We start from the raw sequence: 24,455 nt of genomic DNA, 5'->3' as shown, positions 1-24,455 counted from the left end.
ATTGCGTTTGGTATTTTGAGCCGCAGAGATTCTGGCCGCGCTCGCTCGCCGCCATCCTGCAACGTGTATTATTTTAGGTATATATCAGGAGTATCACGACATAAGGGGCTTGTATAGCACCTAATTTATCCGTAAGTGCTTCAGTTGACTGCCAGAAATAATGATCTTCTCGTGGCATGTTTTTTTCGTTACCTTGAAGTGTTTACAAAAATTTAATCATTCAGGGGCAGAGTATGACGCGAAAAGACGGGCTGCTGGCGTTGCTGGTGGTCATCGTATGGGGTCTGAATTTTGTGGTCATCAAGCTTGGGTTGCATAACATGCCCCCACTCATGCTGGCCGGTTTGCGTTTTCTGCTGGTGGCCTTCCCGGCGCTCTTCTTTGTCGCGCGCCCGAAAATTCCGTTCAGACTCTTACTGGGATACGGCCTGACCATCAGCTTTGGCCAGTTCGCGTTTCTGTTCTGCGCCATTAAGTTCGGGATGCCCGCCGGTCTGGCTTCTCTGGTGTTACAGGCTCAGGCGTTCTTTACCATCATTCTCGGGGCGTTTGTCTTTGGCGAGCGTCTGCAGGGTAAACAGCTGGCGGGGATCACCCTTGCGGTGTTCGGCGTGCTGGTGCTGATAGAAGCCAGCCTGAACGGGCAGCACGTGGCGTTACTGGGCTTTATGTTAACGCTGGCAGCGGGGCTGAGCTGGGCCTGCGGGAATATCTTCAACAAGCTGATTATGCAGCATGAGGCGCGCCCGAAGGTGATGTCGCTGGTGGTCTGGAGCGCCTTGATCCCCATTGTTCCGTTTATGGTTGCGGCGCTCATTTTTGATGGGCCGGACGTGATGCTGAAAAGCCTGGTGGAAATCGATCTCACCACCATTTTATCGCTGATCTACCTGGCGTTTGTGGCCACCATTATTGGTTACGGGATCTGGGGATCGCTGCTGGGTCGCTACGAAACCTGGCGCGTGGCGCCGTTATCCCTGCTGGTGCCGGTGGTAGGGTTGGCCAGCGCCGCGCTGTTGCTTGATGAAAAGCTGAGTGCGCTGCAGCTGCTGGGGGCCGTGCTGATCATGGCCGGGCTGTACATCAACGTGTTTGGTTTGCGCGTGCGTCGGGTAACGCGGGCAAGAGGATAAGCATAAAAAAAGCCCCGCATCCGCGGGGCAAAAACGAATCAGAAGCTGTGCTGATTATAATAAGGCACGCCTAACTCGTCGGATTTGTCACTACCAGCACCCATGTGGTTGAAGTCATAAGGTGACTGGTCATGTGCTGACGGCAAAATCATCGTGTCACGATTATTTTGCTGCGTTGCACGAGGGGTTTGCTCCGCGAAGGTCTGGCTGGAAAACAGCACCAGCAAGGCGAGGGCGGCGGAGGCTGTAACTTTCATGATTTCCTCGGTTACGTCTTTACAGGCGATGATTAACTACAATGTTTTAGTGGATACAGGTATCGGGATTCACCCGGCACGCTGGTAATACGGTATTTGTGAGGCGGCACGTCGAAGTAGTTCTTAAACGTACGCGTCAGGGTTTGCTGTGATTCAAAACCGTAACGTTCCGCCAGATAAAGGATCGGCTCATTGCTTTCTTTCAGCTTCTGGGCAATTTCCGTCAGCTTGCGGCTGCGAATATATTGACCTAATGAATGGCCGGTCTCTTTTTTGAACATCCGTTGCAGGTGCCATTTGGAGTAACCTGAACGCTCTGACACTTTTTCAAGGGAGAGCGGCGATTCCAGGTTATCTTCGATCCAGTCCAAAATGCTATGAATAGTAATAGCGTCAGTATTGCGTCTGGACATCGTCATACCTCTTTTTCTGTTTACGGCAGTATTTTCTTAAGCAAAAGCTCAAGCGTTGCCACTTCATCTGCCGTTAAGTTTTTTGTTAGTTCCTGATGCAGTGTTTGTCCTACTAGTTGATGACATTGCTCGCACATAGCCGCGCCATCGCTGGTGAGTTTCACCAGGACGCCGCGTTTGTCATTCGGGTTAGGGCTTCGTTCTATCCATCCTTTGCAAACGAGACGATCGAGCATGCGGGTTAGCGCACCCAGATCGACAGAGAGCACCTTTTTCAGCTCAACCGGCGTGATACACACTTCGCAGCGAATGGAGCACAGCACTTTGAACTGCGTGGCGGTGATATCCAGCGGTGACAGATAGTCATTGAGCAGGCGATCTTTTTTCTGGTTAACCATATGAATAAGACGACCCAGCGGAATAATGTCGTTAAAGAGATCACTGGTGCTTTTCACAATGGTTGCCCTGGCAAGTAGTTTAGTCACGGCAGATATTATTGCTCAGGCAAGTATAAGTCAACTGAATGGATCAGCGGATGCCACGAATTGCTAAAACGTTTCATGAACTTTTTTTGCATGCTTTCAATTCAAATAGATAACGAAGGGTTATCGTTAATGACCGTAAATAATCGTTACGTTGAGCGAATGGCTGAACGTCACACTTTCACCCTATAATTGCGGTGATAAACATGGATAAGGACAACGACGCACTATGTTGGATTTGATTAAAGCAATTGGTCTGGGGCTGGTGGTATTGCTGCCGTTGGCTAACCCGCTAACGACGGTTGCGCTCTTCCTGGGGCTGGCAGGGAACATGAACAGCGCCGAGCGTAACCATCAGTCGATGATGGCCTCGGTCTATGTGTTTGCCATCATGATGGTGGCTTACTACGCCGGACAGCTGGTGATGAACACCTTCGGAATATCTATCCCGGGTCTGCGTATTGCCGGCGGACTGATTGTCGCCTTCATCGGGTTCCGTATGCTGTTCCCTGCGCAGAAAGCGCATGAGTCACCTGAGGCCAAAAGCAAATCCGAAGAGCTGGAAACCGAGCCCAGCGCGAATATTGCTTTTGTCCCGCTGGCGATGCCAAGTACGGCGGGACCAGGAACGATTGCGATGATCATCAGCTCCGCGTCAACAGTGCGGGATGGTTCGACCTTCCCGGACTGGGTCATCACGGTTGCGCCCCCGCTGATTTTTGCACTGATTGGTATCATCGTATGGGCATCCTTGCGCAGTTCAGGCGCGATCATGCGCTGGGTCGGTAAGGGCGGTATTGAGGCGATTTCCCGCCTGATGGGCTTCTTACTGGTGTGTATGGGCGTGCAGTTTATTATCAACGGCGTGCTGGAGATTATTAAGACGTACCATTAATCACCCGCCCGGTAATGCAAAACGGCAACCTCGGTTGCCGTTTTACGTTGACTGCGGTCTACCCGTGATGGGCCTGTTCTTCCAGTGCGACCGGCCATTTACGGAAGATGAGCAGGGACCAGATGAGCGCCACCAGTGCCGGAATGGCACCCAGATAGCCAATCGCCGACATCGACACGTGAAGGCTAATCTGATTTCCCAGCAGCGCGCCCGCGCCAATACCAAGATTGAAAATCCCCGAGAACAGTGACATCGCCACATCCGTTGCGTCCGGGGCGAGGGCCAGCACCTTCACCTGCATACCCAGACCGATAATCATGATCGCCACTCCCCAGAACAGGCTCAGGACGGCCAGATGACCCTCGCTGCCCGCCGCTGGCATGAGTAACACCAGGCACGCCAGCAGTAAACCAATGGCGCTGCTGACCAGCGCCGACGCGTGCTGATTGCCGAGCTTACCAAACAGAATACTGCCAATAATGCCCGCGCCCCCCAGGATCAACAGCAGAACGGTGGCAAAGTTGGCGCTAAAGCCGGCCACGACCTGAACGAACGGCTCAATATAGCTGTAGGCGGTGTAATGTGCCGTGACCACAATGACCGTCAGCAGATAGATACTCAGCAATGCCGGACGACGCATTAACAGCGGCAGGCTTTTCAGCGAGCCGGAGTGTTCGCTTGGCAGCTTCGGCAGCAGTTTAATCAGGCAGACCAGGGTGATCATTGCCCCCATGCCGATAGCGAAGAACGTGGTTCGCCAGCCAAAGTATTGCCCAACGATACGGCCAATCGGCAGGCCCAGGACCATAGCCAGTGCCGTGCCGGTGGCTATCAGGCTCAGCGCCTGCGCGCGTTTACCCGCAGGTGCCAGGCGGATGGCCAGTGACGCGGTGATCGACCAGAATACGGCATGGGCAAAGGCGATACCGACGCGGCTGATGACCAGCACCGTAAAGTTCCACGCCAGAAACGACAGGACGTGGCTGACGATAAACAGGGCAAACAGCCCGATCAGCAGCTTTCGCCGTTCCATCTGGCTGGTCAGCAGCATAAACGGCAGTGACATCAGTGCCACCACCCAGGCATAGATGGTCAACATAATGCCCACCTGCGCGGTTTCCATCTGGAAACTTTCAGCGATGTCAGACAACAGCCCAACCGGAACAAATTCTGTGGTATTAAAAATAAACGCGGCAATTGCCAGCGTGACCACGCGTAGCCACGCGACTCTGCGGGTAACTGTGTTCGTTGTCATAGCGATGTCGGAGATTCGTTGCTGAAAAGAAGAGGAGACGATCTTAAAACGTCAACCGGCGAAAACTCAACCATTATGTGATGCAGATCTCAAAATTCACCTGGTAAAAGCGGTAGCCGGGGGCATGGTTTTCATTGAATATAAAAGAACATCACAACAAAAACAGGCGGTAAGACAATGCAGGAGATTGATTTTTATCTGGTAGATGCGTTCAGCAATGCCTCTTTTGGTGGAAACCCGGCGGCCGTGTGCCCGTTAGACGCATGGTTGCCTGATGAGACACTGCTCAGAATGGCACAGCAGCATAATCAGTCGGAAACGGCGTTTTTCGTCTGCAGTAAAGCGGGAATTGAGTTACGCTGGTTTACCACCCTTACCGAAGTCAACCTTTGCGGACATGCCACACTGGCAGCCGCGTACGTCCTGTTTAATGAACTCAACTATCCTGACTCGCGTATCCATTTTGATACCGCCTCTGGCCAGCTGACGGTTAGCCGGGAAGGGGACTGGATGACGCTGGACTTCCCGGCATGCCCGACGCAGGAAGAGACGCCCCCGCCGGCGATGCTTGCGGCGCTGGGGATCGGCCATTACGTTGAAGCCCGTAAGGGGCGAGCCTGGGTGGTGGTTCTGGAAAACCGCCAGCAGGTTGAGGCGCTTGCGCCGAATATCTCGGCAATGACGCCTGGCGAACATAAGGTCAGCGTGACGGCGCGGGGAGAGGGGGATTATGATTTTGTGAGCCGCTTTTTCTCACCGGGAGTTGCCGTCTGGGAAGATCCGGTCACCGGATCCGCGCATACAATGCTTATTCCCTACTGGAGTGAAAAACTGGGTAAAACAGCGATGTTTGCCCGCCAGGTGTCAGCTCGTGGCGGTGATCTGCGCTGCGAACTGAAAGGTTCACGCGTGCTGATGAGCGGGCAGGCCTCGCTGTATCTGAAAGGCACCGTCTTTCTGCGCTAAATAAGCATAACAAAAGAGGAAGAGACAATGCAGGAAATTGATTTCTATTTGGTCGATGCCTTCAGCGACAGGGCGTTTGGCGGCAACGCAGCGGCGGTTTGTCCCCTGGAAGAGTGGCTGCCGGACGAGACGCTGCTCAACATGGCGCAACAGCACAATCAGTCTGAGACGGCCTTTTTCGTACGCACTGACGGCGGATTCGAGCTGCGCTGGTTCACTACCCTTGACGAAATTAACCTGTGTGGACATGCCACACTGGCGGCATCGCATGTCATTTTCGAATACCTTGATTATCCACATACGGAAATCACCTTCACCACCCGTTTCGTCGGCGAGCTGACGGTAAAACGCAGCGGTGACTGGTTGACGCTCAACTTCCCGGCCTGGCCGACGGAGGTCGTCGATAATCCGCCAGCGCTGCTGTTGAGCGCGCTGGGCATTGAGCGGGCAAAAGAGGTGCGTGTCGGGCGCGACTACATGGTGGTGCTGGAGAACCAGCAGCAGGTAGAGGCCCTTACGCCGGATATCTCAGCAATGATTCCGCTGGATAAGATGGTCTGCGTCACGGCACCGGGCGATGAATATGACTTCGTCAGCCGCTTCTTCTGTCCGGGAGAAGGGGTGCCGGAAGATCCGGTCACGGGGTCCACTCACAGCATGTTGATTCCCTACTGGAGCGAAAAGCTGGGCAAAACCGTGCTGAACGCGCGCCAGGTCTCGCGACGGGGCGGGGATTTACGCTGTGAGCTGGCGGGGGACCGGGTGTTAATCGGCGGTCAGGCCACCCTGTATCTGAAAGGGCATATCTATTTACGCCAGGCGATGTAAGCCAGAAATGGGCCACCGTCATTTCATCATCGGGAATGACGGTGGCTTGCGTTAATCAAACGTTCGTTTTTCCCCCTGCCAGCCAGACGCAATCAGAAATTCACGCCACGTTAAGGTGGCAGGGTTTATGGTTCTGCTCCAGGTAAGATCCCGGTCTTTTCCGTAATAGCCGTAGTTCACGGCATATTCCGTCATGCCGGTAATTTCACTGACCAGTGCCGCGTTGTCTGCGAAATCGGGGAAGTGGTGAAGGAGTGCTTCTCGCGTGTAGGCTGAGCGATACCGGGCTTTTATGCCGGTGACCTCCGTGAAGGTTTCCACCATCTCACGCGGCGAAAGACACTCACCGACAACGGGTAACGTCATGCCGTTGTAGTGTTCGGGGTTATCGAACATCTCAAGCACCGCAGGGCCGGTTGCCGTGAGCGGATCGACAAAGGGCGCCCGAACGTCTTCCGGGAGATAGAGGGGAAAGATTAGCTCGTCGCCTTCTTTACGCGGCGGATAATATTCGGCCAGATTGGTGTAAAAGAACGCCAGTTGAATAAACGACGCGCTGACGGGGAGTGTGTGGATGTACTCTTCAATTCGGCCCTTATCGCTGAAATGAGGAGCCCATAGAGTTCCGCCCGTTATTCTCTCGACGTTTTCCAGACTGCTGAAGACAAGGTGTTTTACCCCGGCGTTGACGGCGGCATCTGCAAGCCTGTAGCCCAGCGCCGTTTCACCCGTTGGCATCTGCGTCGATACGGGGATGAAACCCGGTGTCATCAGAAACGCTCCGTCTGACTCGGCAAACGCCCCGATCAGATGCGCATCATTGCCCGTCTGAAGGGTGATTTGCCTCAGTTCAGCGCCCCGTTCCGCCAGCTGTTTCGCCGCAGGAGAGTCCGTGTTTTGCGTTAAGGCACGCACCCGATAGCGCCCACTTTGCAGCAGGGTTCTGGTTACGCTACGTCCTTGTTTACTGGTGGCACCAAAAACTGTTATGAGTGGTTTTTTATCATACGACATTTCATTCTCGCTCTGTGTTGTTGCGGTAGTGCATTATCGGAATGCGGGCGGCGAGCGTGAAATCGATTTATTTCTTACATGATATCCATCCTATGAATACCAAAAAGCCTGACGTAAACCTGCTGCTGACTCTGGAAGCGCTGGTCGCGGAGCAAAATGTCACCAGGGCCGCCAGCCGGCTTTGTCTTAGCCAGCCTGCCGTCAGCGCGCAGCTTAACCGGCTGAGGGGGATGTTTAACGATCCGTTATTGATCCCGGGGCGCAGGGGGATGACGCCAACCCCCAAAGCTCTTGAGCTGATGGCGACGCTTGGCGGGGCGCTGGCAAAAATACGGGATACGCTGCAATCACATGAGGACTTTGATCCGCTGCACGATTCGCTAACGGTCTCTCTGGCCTGTACTGATTACGTGCAGGCCGCGGTCATTATGCCGCTGATTGTGACCCTGCAAGAGATTGCCCCCGGCGTGCGTATTGCTGTCAGGAATTACGATCCGCATCAGCTGGCCCATCAACTGAGCTCAGGCGATGTTGATGCTGCCATAGCCACGCCAGACCCTGCGCAGGCGCAGCTCAGAACGCAACATCTTTATGACGAATCGTACGTGCTTATCGGGCGCCCTCAGCATCCTGAACTGAACGACCAACTGACAATGGAAGCGTTCGCAAAACTTGAGCATATTATCGTGTCCCCCTCGGGGGGCGGTTTTACCACGCCGCTGGATGTCATGCTGGCGGAGTCAGGGTTGCAACGTAAGGTTGCGGTGTCTGCAGCATCATTTCTGTTTGTTCCCGGCATGGTGCAGATGAGTCATCTGGTAGCACTTGTGCCCCGACGATTAATTATGGGAACCATTAACCCGCTCACCGTGATGGAACTCCCCTGGCTGAAAGAGACGTTTGACGTCAGTCTTATCTGGCATGAACGCAGCCATAACCACGCCGGACATCGCTGGTTAAGGGATACCCTCGTCAGCCTGAACGGCAATGCTGATATAAGTTAACGGTATGAAGCACGTGTGCAGGGCTGCGCTATGTTGAAATAAAAACAACAAGGAGCCCGCCATGTATTCCATTACCGCTGAATCTGCGCATCACCCTGATATTTTGCATCTGATTGCCGCGCTTGACCGCTATCAGAGCGAACTCTATCCCGCTGAAAGTAACCACCTGCTCGATCTGACCGAACTGCCGACAGCCTCACTGATCCTGATGATTATTCGGGACCGGCAGCTTCATGCCGTCGGGTGTGGTGCCGTGGTGCTCAACGGCGACGGGACCGGTGAAATGAAACGGGTGTATATCGATCCGGCTCATCGCGGGCAACATCTCGGCGAGATGCTGCTGGCGGCGCTGGAAGATGAAGCCCTGAGCCGTCACTGCCACACGCTTCGCCTGGAAACGGGCATCCGGCAACATGCCGCCATCCGTCTGTATGAGCAGTGCGGCTATGAGCAACGTCCGGCGTTTCCGCCGTATGTTGATGACCCGCTGAGCCTGTTTATGGAGAAGGCACTGGTGGTTGACGTTCGTTTAGCAGCGCTATAAAAGCCTCCAGCGGGCGGGTCATAGCCCCGCGGCGCCAGACCAGCCAGGTGGTAAGCCAGCGCCAGTTTTCTGCCAGCGGCCAGGCTTCCACCTGATGGTGGCCTGGCATACTTTCCAGCATCGAGCGAGGCATCAGCGCGATACCGGCGCCCGCGATGACGCAGGCGAGCATGCCGTGATAAGACTCCATCTCATGAATACGCCCGGGCGTGGCTCTGTCGGCGTGAAACCAGCTTTCCAGATGTCGGCGATACGAACAGTTTGCGCGAAAGGCGTAGACGTCACTGCCGCTTACCTGCGTGGCGCGTGCCACTTCTGCATGCCCGGCGGGCGTGACCAGCATCATCTCTTCCCGGTAAACCGGCATGCCTTCCAGTTCCGGATGCGAAAGGGGGCCATCGACAAACGCGGCGCTTAAGGTTCCCTCCAGTACGCCGTCAATCATTGTGCCGGACGGCCCGGTAGAGAGGGCAAACTGGATACGTGGATAACGCTGGTTAAACTGCGCCAGGCTTTCCGGAATACGCACGGCGGCGGTACTCTCCAGCGCGCCAAGCGCAAATAATCCCTGCGGTTCATCACCGGCGACGACCATTCGTGCCTCATCGACCAGCGCCAGGATCTGCTTGCTGTAGCGCAGGAAGTTATGCCCGGCGGGAGATAAACGTAAACGCTGGTTCTCACGAATAAACAGCTCAACGCCAAGATCGGCCTCCAGCTGGCGGATGCGGGTGGTCAGGTTCGACGGAACGCGATGCACCTTTTGCGCTGCCTGGGTGATGCTGCCGGTGAGCGCCACGGCGTTAAACATTTCAAGCTGAGTTAAGTCCATACCATTCTCGATTCGTGAACAAGGTGGTTAGTATTATTCATTTTTAAGAAATAGCAGAGTGCGCCACAATGAATCAACCGTTATTACGTGGAGACCATCATGACTTATTCCTCTGCTACACATGCCCTCTCTGTTAACCCAGCCACCGGTGAGACGCTCGCGGCGTATCCGTGGGCGAGCACCGACGACGTTGAACGCGCAATTGCGCAGGCTGATGCCGGTTTTCGTCAGTGGAGACGCGTAAGCGTTTCAGACCGGGCGCAAAAGCTGCGCGATCTCGCCAGCGCGCTGCGAAACCGTGCAGACGAGATGGCCCGAATGATCTCCCGTGAGATGGGCAAACCCATTTTGCAGGCGCGTGCTGAAGTGGCAAAATCCGCCAGCCTCTGCGACTGGTATGCGGAACACGGCCCGGCAATGCTGCAGCCTGAACCGACCCTGGTAGAAAACCAGAACGCGGTGATTGAATACCGGCCGCTGGGACCTGTTCTTGCCGTCATGCCGTGGAACTTCCCGCTCTGGCAGGTACTGCGTGGCGCGGTACCCATCCTGCTGGCCGGGAACAGCTATCTGCTCAAGCATGCGCCAAACGTACTCGGCTCGGCTGACCTTATTGCGCAGGTATTTGCTGACGCCGGTTTTCCGCAGGGTGTCTTTGGCTGGGTGAATGCCACGAATGAGGGCGTGAGCCAGGCGATCAACGACCGTCGTATTGCTGCCGTAACCGTAACCGGCAGCGTGCGCGCGGGGGCGGCGATTGGTGCGCAGGCAGGGGCAGCACTGAAGAAATGCGTCCTGGAGCTGGGCGGTTCAGATCCGTTTATTGTGCTCAATGATGCTGATTTGGATCTGGCGGTGAAAGCAGCCGTGGCCGGACGTTATCAGAATACCGGACAGGTTTGCGCCGCCGCTAAGCGCTTTATTGTGGAAGAGGGCATCGCTGATGCTTTCACCCAGCGTTTTGTCGAGGCGACGGCGGCCCTGAAGATGGGGACGCCGGATAGCGAAGAAAACTTTATTGGCCCGATGGCGCGATTTGACCTGCGCGATGAACTGCATCAGCAGGTGCAGGCCACGCTGGCCGAAGGCGCCACGCTGCTGCTTGGCGGGGAGAAAGTCGCCGGTGAAGGTAACTACTATGCACCGACCGTGCTGGGGAATGTCACTGCCAGCATGACGGCATTTCGTCAGGAGCTGTTTGGTCCGGTTGCGGCGGTTAGCGTTGCGAAAGACGCGGAGCACGCCCTGCAGCTGGCTAACGACAGCGACTTTGGTCTGTCCGCAACCGTCTTTACCGCGAACGATACGCTGGCGGAGAAATTCTCCCGTGAGCTGGAGTGCGGTGGGGTGTTCATCAATGGTTTCAGCGCCAGCGATGCGCGCGTGGCCTTTGGCGGCGTGAAGAAGAGCGGTTTTGGTCGTGAGCTTTCCCACTTCGGTCTGCACGAGTTCTGTAACGTGCAGACGGTATGGAAGAACAGAGTCTAGTTCGCTCTCCGATAACGGCCTTCAGCACGAAGGCCGTTGTCATTTTCCTGCAATGGTTCTGTCATTTTCGTTTCGTAGACTCGCACGCGTCTAACGTCTTGTTACTGAAGAAAATTATGAACCTAACGCAAATTTTTCGCCGTATTGCGCAGCGCCTCATCCCTCGTCAGTTTGGCCTGCTGACCGGTATTTTCTGTATTATTGGTCTTTTCTCCGCACTGCAACTCTCCTCTTCATTTTTGCTCAATGCTTCCCTGAAAGATGCTCAGCGCAACGAGCAGCAAAATCTGCTGGCATACCAGCAACAGAGCAAACTGGATCTGGCCCGCGTGTCTCTGCTGGCAGCAAGCGATCTGCTTAACCGCTCCGGCGTCTGGTTTATGCAGGATAAAGAGACCGGCTCTGAAGGAAGCTGGCACAGCCTGATGGACGAAGCTCAGGCGTCGCTGACGGTTTCTCAGCAGGCCTGGAACGCCTGGCTGGCGCTCAATCCGCCAAAAGATGACGCCCTGATCACCAGCTACCAGCTTTTCTACGGTGCCATCAAGGAGCAGGCGGAAGGGCTCATCAAGACCAACACGATCGACGCCTTTTTTGCCGTACCTGCCCAGGCTTTTCAGACTGACTTCAACGAAAACTATGCCCGCTATCAGCAGGCCAGCGAGAAGCAGGCGATGCAGGGCCGCCAGAGTCTGATGGCGCAACTCTCTGGCCTGCAAACGCTCTTCCTGATTGCACCGGTTCTGCTGCTTGCCATCGCCATTCTGGTATGGTTCGGCATGTCCCGCTGGGTCATTACGCCGCTGCGACGGTTGATTGCTCACATTAACCAGCTGGCGGCAGGAGACCTGTCCGGTACACCGCCGGGCGTACTGCGCTTTAACAAGGAGATCGGACAGTTGAGCGACAGTGTTTCCACCCTGCAGCACGGACTGCAGGAACTGGTGACCCAGGTCAGCAATGCCACCCACGCAATGGTTGAAAATATAGGCTCGCTGGCACAGGGCAACCAGAAGCTGTATCTGCAGTCGGCTCGTCAGGCGAAAGAGCTTGAAGATGTGACGACACACATCGCCGCACTGGAAAACCACGTGGAAGGGAATACAGGTTATGCAAAACTCGCCAGCTCCAGGGCGGACGAGGCGCGCCAGGTAGCCGCGGGTGGCGATCGGATGATGACAACCGTCAATGCCTCCATGCAGGCGATCGTTGACCGATCGTCAGAGATGCGCGGGATCGTGGCGATGATCGACAGCGTGGCGTTTCAGACCAACATTCTGGCACTGAATGCGGCCATCGAGGCCGCCCATGCGGGGAACCACGGGCGCGGGTTCGCCGTTGTCGCCCGGGAAGTGGGGCTGCTGGCCAGAAAGAGCAGCCACTCGACGCAGACTATTCAGGCGCTGATCAATCACTCTTTGCAGGGCATCGAAGATGGTTCCCGGGCCGTTAACCTGCTGGAAGATAATCTGCAGCAGGTGATCGGGCTGGTGGCTAATTTAAGCAGTCTGCTGAATGAGATCTCGGTCGCGACCCTGAGCCAGGGGGAGAGCATTCATCAAATGACGCGGCAGCTTCAGGCGTTAAATCAGGTTTCCCGTCAGACCGACATGCTGGTGTCTGACGCGTCGGATGCCTCTGAACGGCTGCATAAGCAATCCGATCTTTTATTGCAGGCGGTTTCGCGTTTTCGTCTTAGCGCCTGACGCAACATATAAGCCTCTGTTATACTCGCAGCCCGTTTTAGCCTGAGGGCAAGGAGCAAAGTGTGGCTGCGGTCATCCATAATGAGATGTTGGACGAGATTCTGTCGCAGGTTCGTCCGTTAATTGGAAAAGGGAAGGTTGCCGACTATATTCCGGCCCTTGCCTCAGTCAGCGGGAATAAGCTGGGTATTGCCATTTGTACGGTAGACGGGCAGCGTTACCAGGCCGGTGACGCAACCGAGCGTTTTTCAATTCAGTCCATTTCAAAAGTACTCAGTCTGGTTGCGGCCATGCGCCAGTATGAGGAAGACGAAATCTGGCATCGCGTGGGGAAAGATCCGTCCGGGCAGCCTTTCAACTCACTGCTTCAGCTCGAAATTGAACAGGGTAAGCCGCGTAACCCGTTTATCAATGCCGGTGCGCTGGTGGTTTGCGATATGCTGCAAAGCCGTCTCAGCGCCCCTCGCCAGCGTATGCTTGAAATTGTCCGTCAGCTCTCGGGCGTCGCGGATATTGCCTACAATGCGGTGGTGGCGCGCTCGGAGTTTGAACACTCCGCCCGTAACGCGGCTATCGCCTGGCTCATGAAATCGTTTGGTAACTTCCATAACGATGTCGCCACCGTGCTGCAAAACTATTTTCATTACTGCGCGCTGGAAATGAGCTGTGTTGAACTGGCACAGACATTCTTGTTCCTCGCCCATCAGGGGCATGCGCCGCACCTCGCGCAAGATGTTGTCTCGCCCATGCAGGCGCGTCAGGTGAATGCCCTGATGGCGACCAGCGGGATGTATCAGAACGCCGGAGAGTTTGCCTGGCGCGTCGGTCTTCCGGCCAAATCGGGTGTCGGCGGCGGGGTGGTGGCAATCGTGCCTCACGAAATGGCGATTGCCGTCTGGAGCCCGGAGCTGGATGAAACGGGAAATTCACTTGCCGGTGTGGCAATTCTGGAGAAACTGACCCAACGTCTGGGACGTTCCGTATACTGATGTCGACCCTGGATCCGCTTTTTGCCCGCCTGGCGCGATCGCCTTTTCGTTCGCGCTTTCGCCTGGGCACGAAGGAACGGCAGTACTGCTGGGACAAAGGTGCCGAAACCATTGACCAGCACGCCGCCGATTTTATTGCCCGGCGTCTTGCACCGGCCCATCCCAACAATGACGGAAAACAGACGCCCATGCGCGGTCATCCGGTGTTTATCGCTCAGCATGCCACCGCCACCTGTTGTCGTGGCTGTCTGGCAAAGTGGCATAACATTCCGCAGGGTGTTCAGCTCAGCGCGCAGCAACAGCATTATATTGTCAGCGTGATCCACCACTGGCTGGTGCTGCAGATGAACGCCTAAATTTGACGAGTTATGATCCTGTTGTATTTGTGTTATAGATGCAGGTTAAGTTAGTTCAGATCCTGCTGACGATCGACATAATCGCCATAAGTTATTATACGGAATGATATTTAATGCGTTCTGCTCTCTCTGCCTTCAGGTTTTTTCAACCCGATACTCCGCTGCGTAATGCGTCGTGGATCTTTATTCTGACCACCTTATTCTATTTTGTGGGTGCTGAATTGCGTCTGGTTGAAGCGTTGTCGCTGTTCTGGCCACTGAATGGCGTTATGGCGGGAGTATTCGCCCGTTATGCTTATCTGAATCGTCTGCATAACTACGCGGTCGCGTATGTTGCCATGCTGATGTACGACGCGGTCACCACCAGCTGGGGAATGGCCTCGCTGGTGATTAACCTGTCGAATATGATTTTTATCGTCGTGGTCGCCATACTGGTTCTGCGTGATAAACGGCTGATGAAAACCCCCGATCCGCTTAATGCGCTGCGTCTGTTTAACTACTGCCTGATTGCCGCGCTGCTGTGTGCCTTGCTTGGCGCGGTGGGGTCGGTCGGTATCGACAGTCACACCTTCTGGCCGCTGTTTGCCGACTGGTTTAGCGAGCAGTTTTCAACGGGGGTGCTGATTGTGCCGTGTATGCTGACGATTAGCCTGCCCGTGCGTGATATTCAGTTACGTCTGGAGCAGCTGTTCCCGGTTATGGCGTTGATTGTCTCGGTGGTGGCGTCGGTGGTGATTGGCGGCGCGGGGAGCCTCTGTTTCCCGCTGCCGGCGCTTATCTGGTGTGCGGTACGCTACCCGCTGCCCGTCACCTGTTTACTGACGTTTCTCACGGGTGCCGTTGAGATCATTCTGGTTGCCAACTCCATTATCAATATTGCCGTTGCGACACCGCTTTCGACCCCGATGATGTTCTCAGCCCGGCTGGGCATTGCCACCATGGCTATTTGTCCGGTGATGGTCTCCGTCAGCGTGGCGGCCATTAATTCACTGATTCGTCAGGTGTCACTGCGGGCAGATTATGATTTTCTGACGCATGTCTATTCCCGCTCCGGGCTTTATGAAGCGTTAAAACAAGAAGAGGCGCACCGGCATTCGCGTTTTTTAACCGTCATGCTGCTGGATATCGATTACTTCAAAAGCATCAATGATAACTACGGTCACGAGTGCGGTGACCGCGTACTGGCGGCCTTTGCCCGGCAGGTTCAGCAGGTTGTCGGTGAGGACGGTATGGTAGCGCGAATGGGCGGAGAAGAGTTCGCGGTGGTCGTGAACTCCGGGGATGCGCAGCACGGTTTTGAACTGGCTGAACGCATTCGAACCACCGTCGCACATCATCCGTTTACCTGGCGCCAGCAGACGCTGTATCTGACCGTCAGCATTGGCCTGGGCAGCGGTAAATCTGAGTCATGGCAGTTGACGGAGGTCTTTAATAAGCTGATGGCTGAAGCGGACGATCATCTCTATCGTTCAAAGAAAGCGGGGCGAAATCGGACCAGCGCCCGGCTGTCGGATGAGCAGGTTACTGCAACGTCCGGCAGCGAAACATCACTGCATTAGTCGTCATGAGCCAGTGACGTTAACAAATAGCGTCTGAACAGGATATTCGTACACTGACAATGTCTCTGTTTAAGCTACGCTTTTAGTAAAGCTTGCGTCAGGAGACGTTATGAAAACACCTGCAACCCCTGAAAACGAAACGGAACGTCTGAACTCGCTGCGCGAATCAGGCCTGCTTGAAATCGACAGTTCGCCGGCCTTTGACCGCCTGACGCGTCTGGCAAAACGCTTTTTCCAGGTGCCGCTGGCGATGGTCAATCTTATCGATGAGCATTCGCTGATCGTGAAGTCAGCGGATGGCCAGGCACCGGACTCTGTCCCGCGCAATATCTCATTTTGTGGCCATACGATCCTCAGCGAAGCGCCGCTGGTGGTGGGGGACATGCGTCAGGATGACCGCTTTGCCGATAATCCGCTGGTGGCCGGTGAGCCCGGCGTTCGTTTCTACGCTGGTTTCCCGCTTCGTCTGCGCGACGGCGCGAGCGTCGGATCGCTTTGCCTGATTGATTATTCTCCGCGCGAGTTTACGGCGGCCGATCTTGCCGTGCTGGGAGACCTGGGCGCGCTGGCAGAAGATGAATTTGCCGCCGTCAGTGCGGCGACAACCGATGAGCTGACGGGCTTATTCAACCGTCGGGGCTTTAATCAGCTCGTTCGGTTTACCCTGTCCGTCGCCCGACGCCGTGCAGAGCCGTTAACCCTCGGCTGGCTGGATCTGGATCGCTTTAAGGAGATAAACGATCGCTACGGCCACGAGGAAGGCGATAAGGCGCTGAACGTGATGGCGCAACTGATGCGTTCCTCCTTCCGTGAGGCGGATCTGCTGGTTCGCTTTGGCGGGGATGAGTTTGCCGTGCTGTTCGCCGATACGGATGAGCAGGGGGCCTGGATTGCGATGCAGTATCTGGCCGAGCAGGTCGAAAATTATAATGCCCGCAAACTGCATCCGTGGTCGCTTCTGTTCTCGTGGGGCCTCAGTGAATTCGACCACAATGGTCATGACCTCCAGCAGTGGCTAAAAGAGGCCGATGAAAAGATGTATGCCATGAAGCAGCAACGCCACCGCGAAAGATGACATAACAAAAGCCTATGATCGATCCGTTTGCGTTAATAAGATGTTAATTGCACAGTGACGGTATTCAACGTAAGGAAAAACAATGAATACCTCACTGCACATCAAAAAACTCACCCGGGAAGAGATCCTCACCCACCTCGATGCGTTGTCCGCGATCCTCGAAAACTGCGTTAACGGCGGCGCATCCGTCAGTTTTATGTTGCCCTTTAGCCCGGAAAAAGCACGTGCTTTCTGGCGCGGTATTGCTGAGAGCGTGGGACGCAATGAACGTCTTGTGCTGGCCAGTATCGATCCGCAGGACGGTGTTATCGGCACGGTACAGTTGATCACCGATCAGCCGGAGAATCAGCCGCATCGCGCGGATGTGGCAAAACTGCTGGTCCATGAAAAAGCGCGCCGTAAAGGGGCGGCAATGGCCCTGATGGAAGAACTTGAAGTTCAGGCCAGAGCCAGAGGCATTTCGGTCCTGGTACTGGATACGTCCACCGGCAGCGGTGCCGAGACGTTCTACCAGCGAGCTGGCTGGCAAAAAGTGGGGGAGATCCCGCGCTATGCATTGATGCCGGATGGCGCGATGACCGCCACCTCCGTGTTCTATAAGTTCTTATAATTATTTTTCACAACTCCATCATGAATTGATCAAAACAGGGTTCCCGGTCGTAAAGTTTTGATAAGTTATCGTACCAATCTTATCAGGCTGTATGACTAATTATAAAAGGAACCCATTGTGAACACACTTAACCGTCATGATTTTCCCGGTCCACACTATCCGGAACGTATCATTCAGTTTGGTGAAGGCAATTTCCTGCGGGCGTTTATCGACTGGCAAATCGACCTGTTAAACGAACATACCGATCTCAACGCCGGTGTGGTGGTCGTTCGTCCCATTCAAAGTGATTTTCCGCCGTCGCTGAATACGCAGGATGGACTGTATACCACGATCATTCGCGGCCTGAGCGAGAAGGGCGATGCGGTGAGCGATGCACGTCTTATCCGTTCCGTTAACCGCGAAATCAACGTTTATAATGAATACGATGCGTTCCTCAGGCTGGCTCATAACCCGGAGATGCGCTTTGTGTTCTCGAATACCACGGAAGCCGGGATCGGTTATCACGCGGGCGACACCTTTGAAGATGCGCCTGCCGTCAGCTACCCGGCGAAACTGACGCGATTGCTCTTCGAGCGTTTCAGTCATTTTAACGGTGCGCCAGACAAAGGCTGGGTCATCATTCCGTGTGAACTGATTGACTACAACGGGGATGCGCTGCGGGAACTGGTGCTGCGCTACGCGCAGGAGTGGGCGCTGCCGACGGCCTTTACTGAATGGTTGAACGATGCCAACTGCTTCTGCTCGACCCTGGTTGACCGCATTGTAACGGGTTACCCGCGTGACGAAGTGGCCGCCCTGCAGGCTGAACTGGGTTATCAGGACGGGTTCCTGGATACCGCCGAACACTTCTATCTGTTTGTGATTCAGGGCCCTGACTCCCTTGCCAGCGAACTGCGTCTTGATAAGTTCCCGCTCAACGTATTGATCGTGGATGACATCCGGCCTTACAAAGAGCGTAAAGTCGCCATTCTGAACGGTGCGCACACGGCGCTGGTACCGGTAGCCTTCCAGGCCGGGCTGGACACGGTAGGCGAGGCGATGAACGATGCTGACGTGTGTGCTTTTGTCGAAAAAGCTATCTATGAGGAAATTATTCCGGTACTGGATTTGCCGCGTGATGAGCTGGAATCGTTCGCCAGTGCGGTAACGGGCCGTTTCCGTAACCCTTACATCCGGCATCAGCTGCTGTCGATTGCCCTCAACGGGATGACCAAGTACCGCACCCGCATTCTGCCGCAGCTGCTGGCAGGGCAGAAAGCAACCGGGTCATTGCCTGCGCGACTGACGTTTGCTTTAGCGGCACTGATTGCGTTTTATCGCGGGGAGCGTAACGGGGAAAGTTACCCGGTACAGGACGACGCGCACTGGCTGGCGCGTTTCCAGCAGCTGTGGACACAGCATCACGATCGCCAGATCACTACCCGCCAACTGGTAAAATCGGTTCTGAGCGTGAGTGAACACTGGGAGCAAGATCTTACGCAGGTTAACGGCCTGGTCGAGCAGGTTACGCGGGATCTGGATGCTATTCTGCTTCAAGGAATGCGTACGGCCGTTAAACCGCTCTGCTAACACCGTTGCCCGGCTTCGGCCGGGTTTTAATGGGAATCTTATTAGTTACAACATACTATTTGCTCTGTTTTTAAAAAACACCTCTGACACCGTGCGGTTTAGGCTAGCCAGGCCAGAAAATTCAATGTTTTATTAACATGCTTGCAACCGTGAGGGGGATCACGTTTAATAGCCACGCTCTTTTTCTTTCCTGAAACTCACTATGATTGTTCGTCCTAAACAACACTGGTTACAACTCATCTTTGTCTGGCATGGCTCGGTACTGCCAAAAATCTATACCCGCTTGCTACTCAACTTCATGCTTTCTATCGCCGTGATCCTGATGCTGCCGTGGTACACGTCCCTTGGCATCAAATTTACCGTTGCGCCATTTAGCATTCTCGGTGTGGCGATCGCTATCTTTCTCGGTTTCCGAAACAACGCCTGCTATTCCCGCTACGTTGAGGCGCGCCAGCTTTGGGGGCAACTGATGATAGCGGCACGCTCTCTGTTTCGCGAGGTAAAAAACACCTTGCCGGACGATAAACATCTCGGCGAGTTTGTCCGCCTGCAGATTGCCTTTGCCAACTGTTTGCGCATGACCCTGCGCCGGGAAACGAACGCCGAACAACTTTCCCGTTATCTTCCGGAAGATGATTTACGCAAGGTGATGAACGCCAACTCGCCGGCGAACCGTATTTTACTGATCATGGGGGAGTGGCTTGCCGTCAGGCGTCGCAATGGCGAGCTCTCAGATATCCTGTTCCACAGTCTCAACAACCGGCTGAACGACATGTCCATCGTCCTGTCGGGTTGCGAGCGTATTTTGACGACACCCGTACCGTTTGCTTACACGCTGATCCTTCATCGTACGGTGTATCTGTTCTGCATCATGCTGCCGTTCGCGCTGGTCGTCGATCTGCACTACATGACGCCTTTTGTGTCGGCGCTGATTTCTTACACCTTTATCTCGCTGGATACGCTGGCGGAAGAGCTGGAAGACCCGTTTGGTACCGAAGATAACGACCTGCCGCTGGACGCCATCTGCAACATGATGGAACGTGACCTGTTGCAGATGAACGATGAAGAAGAGATCCCCGAAAGACTGTTACCGGATAAGTATTATCAACTGACCTGACGGGCATTCCATTCGTCACGGGTGATTTCCCACAGTTCGGAATCCAGCATGCCGCTGACGTACGCTTTCTTTTCTGTCCTGATAAGCCGCATGCCGCTACTGTCTGAAATACGGCGGGAGCGGCTGTTAGCAGCCGCTTTTGGCGCACGCAACACCGGCTTGTTCAGGGTGTTAAACCAATAATCCGTCGCCGCAATACTGGCCTCACGCATGTATCCCTTACCCTGAAACTCCGGCGCCAGCCAGAACCCACGGTTGTTATCTTCGACATCGTACAGGCAGATAATCCCCATCAGCTCATCCGGTGCCTCGCGACGTCGAATACTCCAGAACCAGGCAATGCCTTTTTCCATATCCGGCAATGCAACGTTATTAACATAATACTCCGCGCCGTTATCCGGGTAGGGCCAGGGTACTGAGGAGACCATATAGCGAACGATTTCCCAGCGCGGATAAAGCCGCTGTATCTGGACGGCATCTTCCGCGACCAGGGGAATAAGTAACAGGCGTTCTGTCGTTAGCGTCGGTATTGTCATCCGTGGTTCTCCCTGTTTAAGCGTTATGTTTTTGTTCACCTTCTGGTATTTTCATCTCTATCACATTCTTTTTCGGTGTGCTGGAATTCTTTACTACCAATAACTGCTTTTAAAAGGCTTTCGATTTGTAATATGAGGAATATATGGCTGTTACGGTAAGAGCTTTACGCGCAGAAGATTATTCCCAGTGGCGTCCGCTGTGGGACGGCTACACCCATTTTTATGACTGTGTCCTCGATGAGTCCGTGACCGCCGCGACATGGCAAAGGGCGCTCGACGAGCGATCATCGATGTTTTGCCGGGTTGCGGAAAGCGACGGCAACGTCATCGGCTTCGCCATGTGTATTTTGCACGAAGGAACCTGGTCGACAGCGCCCGTTTGTTATCTGGAAGATCTGTTTGTTGCTGCCAGCCAACGGGGCGCAGGGACCGGAAAAGCGCTCATTGACGCCCTGATGGACGAAGGCAAGCGCGAAGGGTGGTCGAAACTTTACTGGGTCACGCGGCAGAACAACCCGGCACGTAAACTCTACGACCAATATGGCGAAGCCGACGATTACGTTCGTTATCGCGTCTCGCTTTAAGACGCAATGACCTGTGTTTGTATCACATTGTATCAACGCCTCTGATACATACACAGGCTTGCAATAAAGGCCCATTCGCACATATCCGCTATACAAACCGATGTTGTTATATCCCCGTGAATCGTACTCAATCGGAGATAACAACATGTTCAGCAAACTCGCATACTCAACTCTCGCATTAACCGTTTCTCTTGGTACCGTCATGTCCTGTCAGGCCGAAGCAACCGGCACTGATTTCGCGACGGCGTTTGATCATCCTCAGCAGATTAACGCCGGCGACCTTAACGTCGGTTATGTCGACATCGGCCCGAAAAATGGTCAACCGATCATTTTATTACACGGCTGGCCCTACGATATTCATAGTTATGCGCAAGTTGCTCCCGCGCTGGCTGCCAAAGGATATCGGGTGATTGTGCCTTCTCTGCGTGGCTACGGAACTACCCGTTTCCTCTCAGACAAAACGCCGCGTAACGGCCAGCCTTCGGCCATGGCGAAAGACGTTGTGAACCTGATGGATGCCCTGAACATCAAGCAGGCCGTTTTTGCAGGATACGACTGGGGGGCCCGTACGGCGGACATCGTCGCGGCGCTGTGGCCAGAACGCGTTAAATCGCTGGTCTCCGTCAGTGGATACCTGATCAGCAGCCAGCAGATTGGCAAACAACCCTTACCGCCGAAAGCAGAAGTTCAGTGGTGGTATCAGTTCTATTTCGCCACCGAACGTGGTGCTGAAGGCTACGCCAAAAACACCCATGACTTCGCCCGTCTGATCTGGTCACAGGCATCACCTGACTGGAAATTTAGCGATGCAACGTTTAACGCCAGTGCCAAATCCCTTGATAACCCGGACCATGTCGCGGTGACGCTCAGTAACTATCGCTGGCGTTTAGGACTGGAAAAAGGGGAGCGCAAATACGACAGTTATGAGCAAAAACTGGCAACGCTTCCGAATATTACCGTCCCGACGATCACCATCGAAGGCGGAAACAACGGGGCGCCGCATCCTGCACCACAGGCCTACGCCGGGAAATTCACCGGCAAGTATGAACACCGTACCTTTGGCAAAACCGTAGGTCACAACCCACCACAGGAAGATCCACAGGATTTCGTCAACGCAGTTGTGGACGCAGATAAACTCTGAAATGTGCTATTTTCAATACGTTACCCTTCAGCCTGGAGATTTCTGTGGAGCATATTGATCATATCCTTGTCGTCGATGACGACAGGGATATTCGTGAGCTGATTGTCGATTACCTCGTTAAGTCCGGATATCGCGCCTCTGGCGCGGCAAATGGCAAAGAGATGCGAGTTGTGCTTGATAAACAGCATATCGATCTTGTGGTGCTGGATGTCATGATGCCCGGCGATGACGGATTAACGCTGTGCCGTCAGCTCCGAAGCGGTAAACATAAAGACTTGCCCATTCTGATGCTCACGGCGCGTAACGAGGAAACAGACCGGATCCTGGGGCTGGAGATGGGGGCAGACGATTATGTCGTGAAGCCTTTTGTTGCACGCGAGTTACTCGCGCGGATCAAAGCCATTTTACGTCGTTTCCGCACAATGCCCCCCAATTTACAGGTGACGGAAGCCGGACGACTGGTCACGTTCGGAGAATGGCAACTGGACACCGTGGCCCGTCATTTAATCGACAGTGAAGGGATGGTAGTGGCGCTCAGCGGGGCGGAATATCGTCTGCTGCGCGTGTTCCTCGATCACCCTCAGCGTGTCCTGACCCGGGATCAACTGCTAAATCTGACCCAGGGGCGCGATGCCGAGCTTTTTGAACGATCGATTGATCTGCTGGTGAGCCGGGTGCGTCAGCGTCTGAATGAAGACGCCCGCACGCCGGCCTATATCAAGACCGTGCGCAGTGAAGGCTATGTCTTTACAATGCCGGTGACCATAAAAGAGGCCAATGAATGACGCTTTGGCCACGCTCGTTGCTGTCCCGGCTGTTGGTCATCGTGCTGGCTGGACTCTTACTGGCCAATACCCTCAGCCTGACGCTGGTGATGGTTGAACGTATGCACAGCGCCCGCACCGTAATGCTGGGTAATCTGGAAAACGATGTAGCCACTAGCGTGGCCATTCTTGACCGGCTTCCCGCCCAGGAGCGGGCGGCCTGGCTGCCGCGGCTGGAGCGCGGTAACTATCGCTATATTCTCGGGCCTGGAGAACCGGGCGCACCGCCTGAGGATAAGCGTTCACGCGATGCCATTCGAACGCTAAAAGAGACCCTTACGGCTGACTACCCGCTCACGTTTACCGCCGTTCCCGGTCCCATTTCCCATATTCAGGCGCATCTCACCTTACGCGATGGCGCACCGTTGACCATCGATCTGACACCACGCATGCCGCCGGTCGCCAGCTGGTTACCTGTCGTGCTGGTATTGCAGCTGCTGCTGCTTGCGGCCTGTGCCTGGATCGCCGTGCGTCAGGTGATTCGGCCTTTTTCTCAGTTTACCCGTGCGGTTGACGCGCTGGACCCGGCGGCAAACACACCAATGACGGAGAAGGGGCCGGTAGAAGTGCAAAGAGCCGCGCATGCCTTTAACGCGATGCAGGCGCGCATTCAATCCTACCTTCGCGAACGCGCGCAGATCCTGGCATCCATTTCTCACGACCTGCAGACGCCCATCACGCGCATGAAATTGCGCGTCGAGATGGCCAATCAACCCGAGTTACGCGACAAGTTATTGAACGACCTCGATAACATGACCCGTCTGGTGCGGGAGGGGATTGCCTATGCCCGGTCATCAGAATCCCTGGAAGAGACCTCGCTAAAGCTGGAGCTCAATGCCTGGGTAAACAGCATTGCCTGTGATTATCAGGACATTGGTAAAAACGTGCAGTTTCAGGCAAACGACGCCCGCCTGCCGATAGTGACTCGGCCGCAGGCGCTTCGCCGGGTGATGACCAACCTCCTGGATAACGCGCTTAAGTTTGGTGGCTATGCCGTTATTGAGATTGATGATTCTTCTGCCGGACACATTGCTATCCATATTCTGGACGGCGGGCCGGGGATACCCGAGGCTGAACTCGACGCGGTATTACAGCCTTTTTATCGGGTAGAAACATCGCGTAACCGTGATACCGGCGGAACCGGCCTGGGGCTGGCGATTGCCGCGCAGCTGACCGCGCAGCTTGACGGGAAACTGCGGCTGGCAAACCTTCCTGAAGGCGGGCTGAAGGTCACGGTAACGCTGCCGCGTCGCTGATTGTACGGTTTTGTATCCGGTT

The 24,455-nt window shown here is 54.8% G+C and carries 26 protein-coding genes; 19 read left to right on the top strand and 7 right to left on the bottom strand.

Annotated elements, in window-relative coordinates; all coding sequences use genetic code 11:
* Positions 1 to 233 precede the first annotated feature (233 nt).
* Positions 234 to 1,133: an O-acetylserine/cysteine exporter gene (eamA, locus tag AAIR21_RS03425; RefSeq protein ID WP_020884160.1), complete on the top strand. Its 900-nt coding sequence runs from the start codon at positions 234 to 236 to the stop codon at positions 1,131 to 1,133.
* 38 nt (positions 1,134 to 1,171) lie between these two features.
* Here eamA and marB read toward each other — a convergent pair whose 3' ends face one another.
* The 3 genes from marB to marR are packed head-to-tail and all read right to left on the bottom strand — an operon-like array spanning position 1,172 to position 2,258.
* Positions 1,172 to 1,390 (bottom strand): multiple antibiotic resistance protein MarB, encoded by a 219-nt coding sequence (gene marB, locus AAIR21_RS03420; RefSeq protein ID WP_014170042.1) that lies wholly within the window; start codon positions 1,388 to 1,390, stop codon positions 1,172 to 1,174.
* A gap of 32 nt (positions 1,391 to 1,422) precedes the next feature.
* The gene (gene marA, locus AAIR21_RS03415) at positions 1,423 to 1,803 is read right to left on the bottom strand and encodes an MDR efflux pump AcrAB transcriptional activator MarA (RefSeq protein WP_008502237.1); all 381 of its coding nucleotides are present in this window, start codon (positions 1,801 to 1,803) and stop codon (positions 1,423 to 1,425) included.
* A gap of 20 nt (positions 1,804 to 1,823) precedes the next feature.
* Entirely contained in the window at positions 1,824 to 2,258 is a 435-nt protein-coding gene (gene marR, locus AAIR21_RS03410; protein ID WP_020884159.1) for a multiple antibiotic resistance transcriptional regulator MarR, read from the bottom strand.
* 256 nt (positions 2,259 to 2,514) lie between these two features.
* Between marR and AAIR21_RS03405 the strand changes: the two genes are divergently transcribed.
* A complete protein-coding gene (locus AAIR21_RS03405; RefSeq protein WP_014170045.1) occupies positions 2,515 to 3,180 on the top strand; it encodes a MarC family NAAT transporter in 666 nt (221 codons plus the stop codon).
* 58 nt (positions 3,181 to 3,238) lie between these two features.
* Here the strand turns inward: AAIR21_RS03405 and AAIR21_RS03400 are convergent, their stop codons facing one another.
* Positions 3,239 to 4,435 carry a sugar transporter gene (locus AAIR21_RS03400; protein ID WP_020884157.1) on the bottom strand — a complete coding sequence of 399 codons (1,197 nt, stop codon included), beginning with the start codon at positions 4,433 to 4,435 and terminating at the stop codon, positions 3,239 to 3,241.
* Between the two features lie 177 nt (positions 4,436 to 4,612).
* Here AAIR21_RS03400 and AAIR21_RS03395 point away from each other — a divergent pair, with 177 nt between their 5' ends.
* Positions 4,613 to 5,401 carry a PhzF family phenazine biosynthesis protein gene (locus AAIR21_RS03395; protein ID WP_044866924.1) on the top strand — a complete coding sequence of 263 codons (789 nt, stop codon included), beginning with the start codon at positions 4,613 to 4,615 and terminating at the stop codon, positions 5,399 to 5,401.
* A gap of 27 nt (positions 5,402 to 5,428) precedes the next feature.
* The gene (locus AAIR21_RS03390) at positions 5,429 to 6,229 is read left to right on the top strand and encodes a PhzF family phenazine biosynthesis protein (protein ID WP_108648283.1); all 801 of its coding nucleotides are present in this window, start codon (positions 5,429 to 5,431) and stop codon (positions 6,227 to 6,229) included.
* A gap of 51 nt (positions 6,230 to 6,280) precedes the next feature.
* On the opposite strand, the gene AAIR21_RS03385 is transcribed toward AAIR21_RS03390, so the two are convergent.
* Positions 6,281 to 7,243, bottom strand: coding sequence for an NmrA/HSCARG family protein (locus tag AAIR21_RS03385; protein WP_183516360.1), 963 nt, complete (start codon positions 7,241 to 7,243; stop codon positions 6,281 to 6,283).
* Positions 7,244 to 7,335: 92 nt separating this feature from the next.
* On the opposite strand from AAIR21_RS03385, the gene AAIR21_RS03380 reads away from it, so the two are divergent.
* Complete coding sequence (locus tag AAIR21_RS03380; protein ID WP_251884459.1) at positions 7,336 to 8,247, top strand: LysR family transcriptional regulator; 912 nt, start codon at positions 7,336 to 7,338, stop codon at positions 8,245 to 8,247.
* Between the two features lie 61 nt (positions 8,248 to 8,308).
* Positions 8,309 to 8,791 carry a GNAT family N-acetyltransferase gene (locus AAIR21_RS03375; RefSeq protein ID WP_183516358.1) on the top strand — a complete coding sequence of 161 codons (483 nt, stop codon included), beginning with the start codon at positions 8,309 to 8,311 and terminating at the stop codon, positions 8,789 to 8,791.
* Here AAIR21_RS03375 and ptrR read toward each other — a convergent pair.
* A complete protein-coding gene (ptrR, locus tag AAIR21_RS03370; RefSeq protein WP_014170051.1) occupies positions 8,745 to 9,623 on the bottom strand; it encodes a putrescine utilization regulator PtrR in 879 nt (292 codons plus the stop codon). The genes AAIR21_RS03375 and ptrR overlap by 47 nt on opposite strands.
* A 99-nt stretch (positions 9,624 to 9,722) precedes the next feature.
* Here ptrR and sad point away from each other — a divergent pair, with 99 nt between their 5' ends.
* From sad to AAIR21_RS03325, 9 genes are all read left to right on the top strand, one after another.
* Entirely contained in the window at positions 9,723 to 11,111 is a 1,389-nt protein-coding gene (gene sad, locus AAIR21_RS03365; protein WP_041162600.1) for a succinate-semialdehyde dehydrogenase, read from the top strand.
* Positions 11,112 to 11,227: 116 nt separating this feature from the next.
* A complete protein-coding gene (locus tag AAIR21_RS03360; protein WP_040017476.1) occupies positions 11,228 to 12,817 on the top strand; it encodes a methyl-accepting chemotaxis protein in 1,590 nt (529 codons plus the stop codon).
* A 62-nt stretch (positions 12,818 to 12,879) separates the two neighbouring features.
* A complete protein-coding gene (gene glsB, locus AAIR21_RS03355; RefSeq protein WP_113656218.1) occupies positions 12,880 to 13,806 on the top strand; it encodes a glutaminase B in 927 nt (308 codons plus the stop codon).
* Positions 13,806 to 14,162, top strand: a complete 357-nt coding sequence (locus tag AAIR21_RS03350; protein ID WP_063156408.1) for a DUF4186 domain-containing protein — start codon at positions 13,806 to 13,808, stop codon at positions 14,160 to 14,162. Before glsB ends, AAIR21_RS03350 begins: the two co-directional genes overlap by 1 nt.
* Positions 14,163 to 14,275: 113 nt before the next feature.
* Positions 14,276 to 15,721 (top strand): sensor domain-containing diguanylate cyclase, encoded by a 1,446-nt coding sequence (locus tag AAIR21_RS03345; protein ID WP_044859120.1) that lies wholly within the window; start codon positions 14,276 to 14,278, stop codon positions 15,719 to 15,721.
* A gap of 109 nt (positions 15,722 to 15,830) precedes the next feature.
* Positions 15,831 to 16,796 carry a sensor domain-containing diguanylate cyclase gene (locus AAIR21_RS03340; RefSeq protein WP_014170057.1) on the top strand — a complete coding sequence of 322 codons (966 nt, stop codon included), beginning with the start codon at positions 15,831 to 15,833 and terminating at the stop codon, positions 16,794 to 16,796.
* A gap of 82 nt (positions 16,797 to 16,878) precedes the next feature.
* Positions 16,879 to 17,406, top strand: a complete 528-nt coding sequence (locus AAIR21_RS03335) for a GNAT family N-acetyltransferase (protein WP_044860087.1) — start codon at positions 16,879 to 16,881, stop codon at positions 17,404 to 17,406.
* A 117-nt stretch (positions 17,407 to 17,523) separates the two neighbouring features.
* Positions 17,524 to 18,975, top strand: a complete 1,452-nt coding sequence (locus AAIR21_RS03330) for a tagaturonate reductase (protein WP_434679952.1) — start codon at positions 17,524 to 17,526, stop codon at positions 18,973 to 18,975.
* A gap of 202 nt (positions 18,976 to 19,177) precedes the next feature.
* On the top strand, positions 19,178 to 20,092 hold the full coding sequence (locus AAIR21_RS03325; RefSeq protein WP_113656219.1) for a bestrophin family protein: 915 nt from the start codon (positions 19,178 to 19,180) through the stop codon (positions 20,090 to 20,092).
* Here AAIR21_RS03325 and AAIR21_RS03320 read toward each other — a convergent pair.
* Positions 20,080 to 20,628 (bottom strand): GNAT family N-acetyltransferase, encoded by a 549-nt coding sequence (locus AAIR21_RS03320; protein WP_050736792.1) that lies wholly within the window; start codon positions 20,626 to 20,628, stop codon positions 20,080 to 20,082. The genes AAIR21_RS03325 and AAIR21_RS03320 overlap by 13 nt on opposite strands.
* A 143-nt stretch (positions 20,629 to 20,771) precedes the next feature.
* Between AAIR21_RS03320 and AAIR21_RS03315 the strand changes: the two genes are divergently transcribed.
* The 4 genes from AAIR21_RS03315 to AAIR21_RS03300 all read left to right on the top strand — a co-directional run bounded on the left by AAIR21_RS03315 (position 20,772) and on the right by AAIR21_RS03300 (position 24,433).
* Positions 20,772 to 21,212 carry a GNAT family N-acetyltransferase gene (locus AAIR21_RS03315; protein ID WP_014170062.1) on the top strand — a complete coding sequence of 147 codons (441 nt, stop codon included), beginning with the start codon at positions 20,772 to 20,774 and terminating at the stop codon, positions 21,210 to 21,212.
* Between the two features lie 145 nt (positions 21,213 to 21,357).
* The gene (locus AAIR21_RS03310) at positions 21,358 to 22,353 is read left to right on the top strand and encodes an alpha/beta fold hydrolase (protein WP_032678150.1); all 996 of its coding nucleotides are present in this window, start codon (positions 21,358 to 21,360) and stop codon (positions 22,351 to 22,353) included.
* A 44-nt stretch (positions 22,354 to 22,397) separates the two neighbouring features.
* Complete coding sequence (locus tag AAIR21_RS03305) at positions 22,398 to 23,138, top strand: response regulator (RefSeq protein WP_025204193.1); 741 nt, start codon at positions 22,398 to 22,400, stop codon at positions 23,136 to 23,138.
* Complete coding sequence (locus AAIR21_RS03300; protein WP_113656220.1) at positions 23,135 to 24,433, top strand: ATP-binding protein; 1,299 nt, start codon at positions 23,135 to 23,137, stop codon at positions 24,431 to 24,433. Before AAIR21_RS03305 ends, AAIR21_RS03300 begins: the two co-directional genes overlap by 4 nt.
* The last annotated feature ends 22 nt before the right edge of the window (positions 24,434 to 24,455 follow it).

Source organism: Enterobacter sp. PTB (genome assembly GCF_051130085.1).
GTDB lineage: Bacteria > Pseudomonadota > Gammaproteobacteria > Enterobacterales > Enterobacteriaceae > Enterobacter > Enterobacter ludwigii.
Note: the sequence above shows the minus strand (reverse complement) of the source record. Positions and strands in the feature narration are given on the sequence as shown.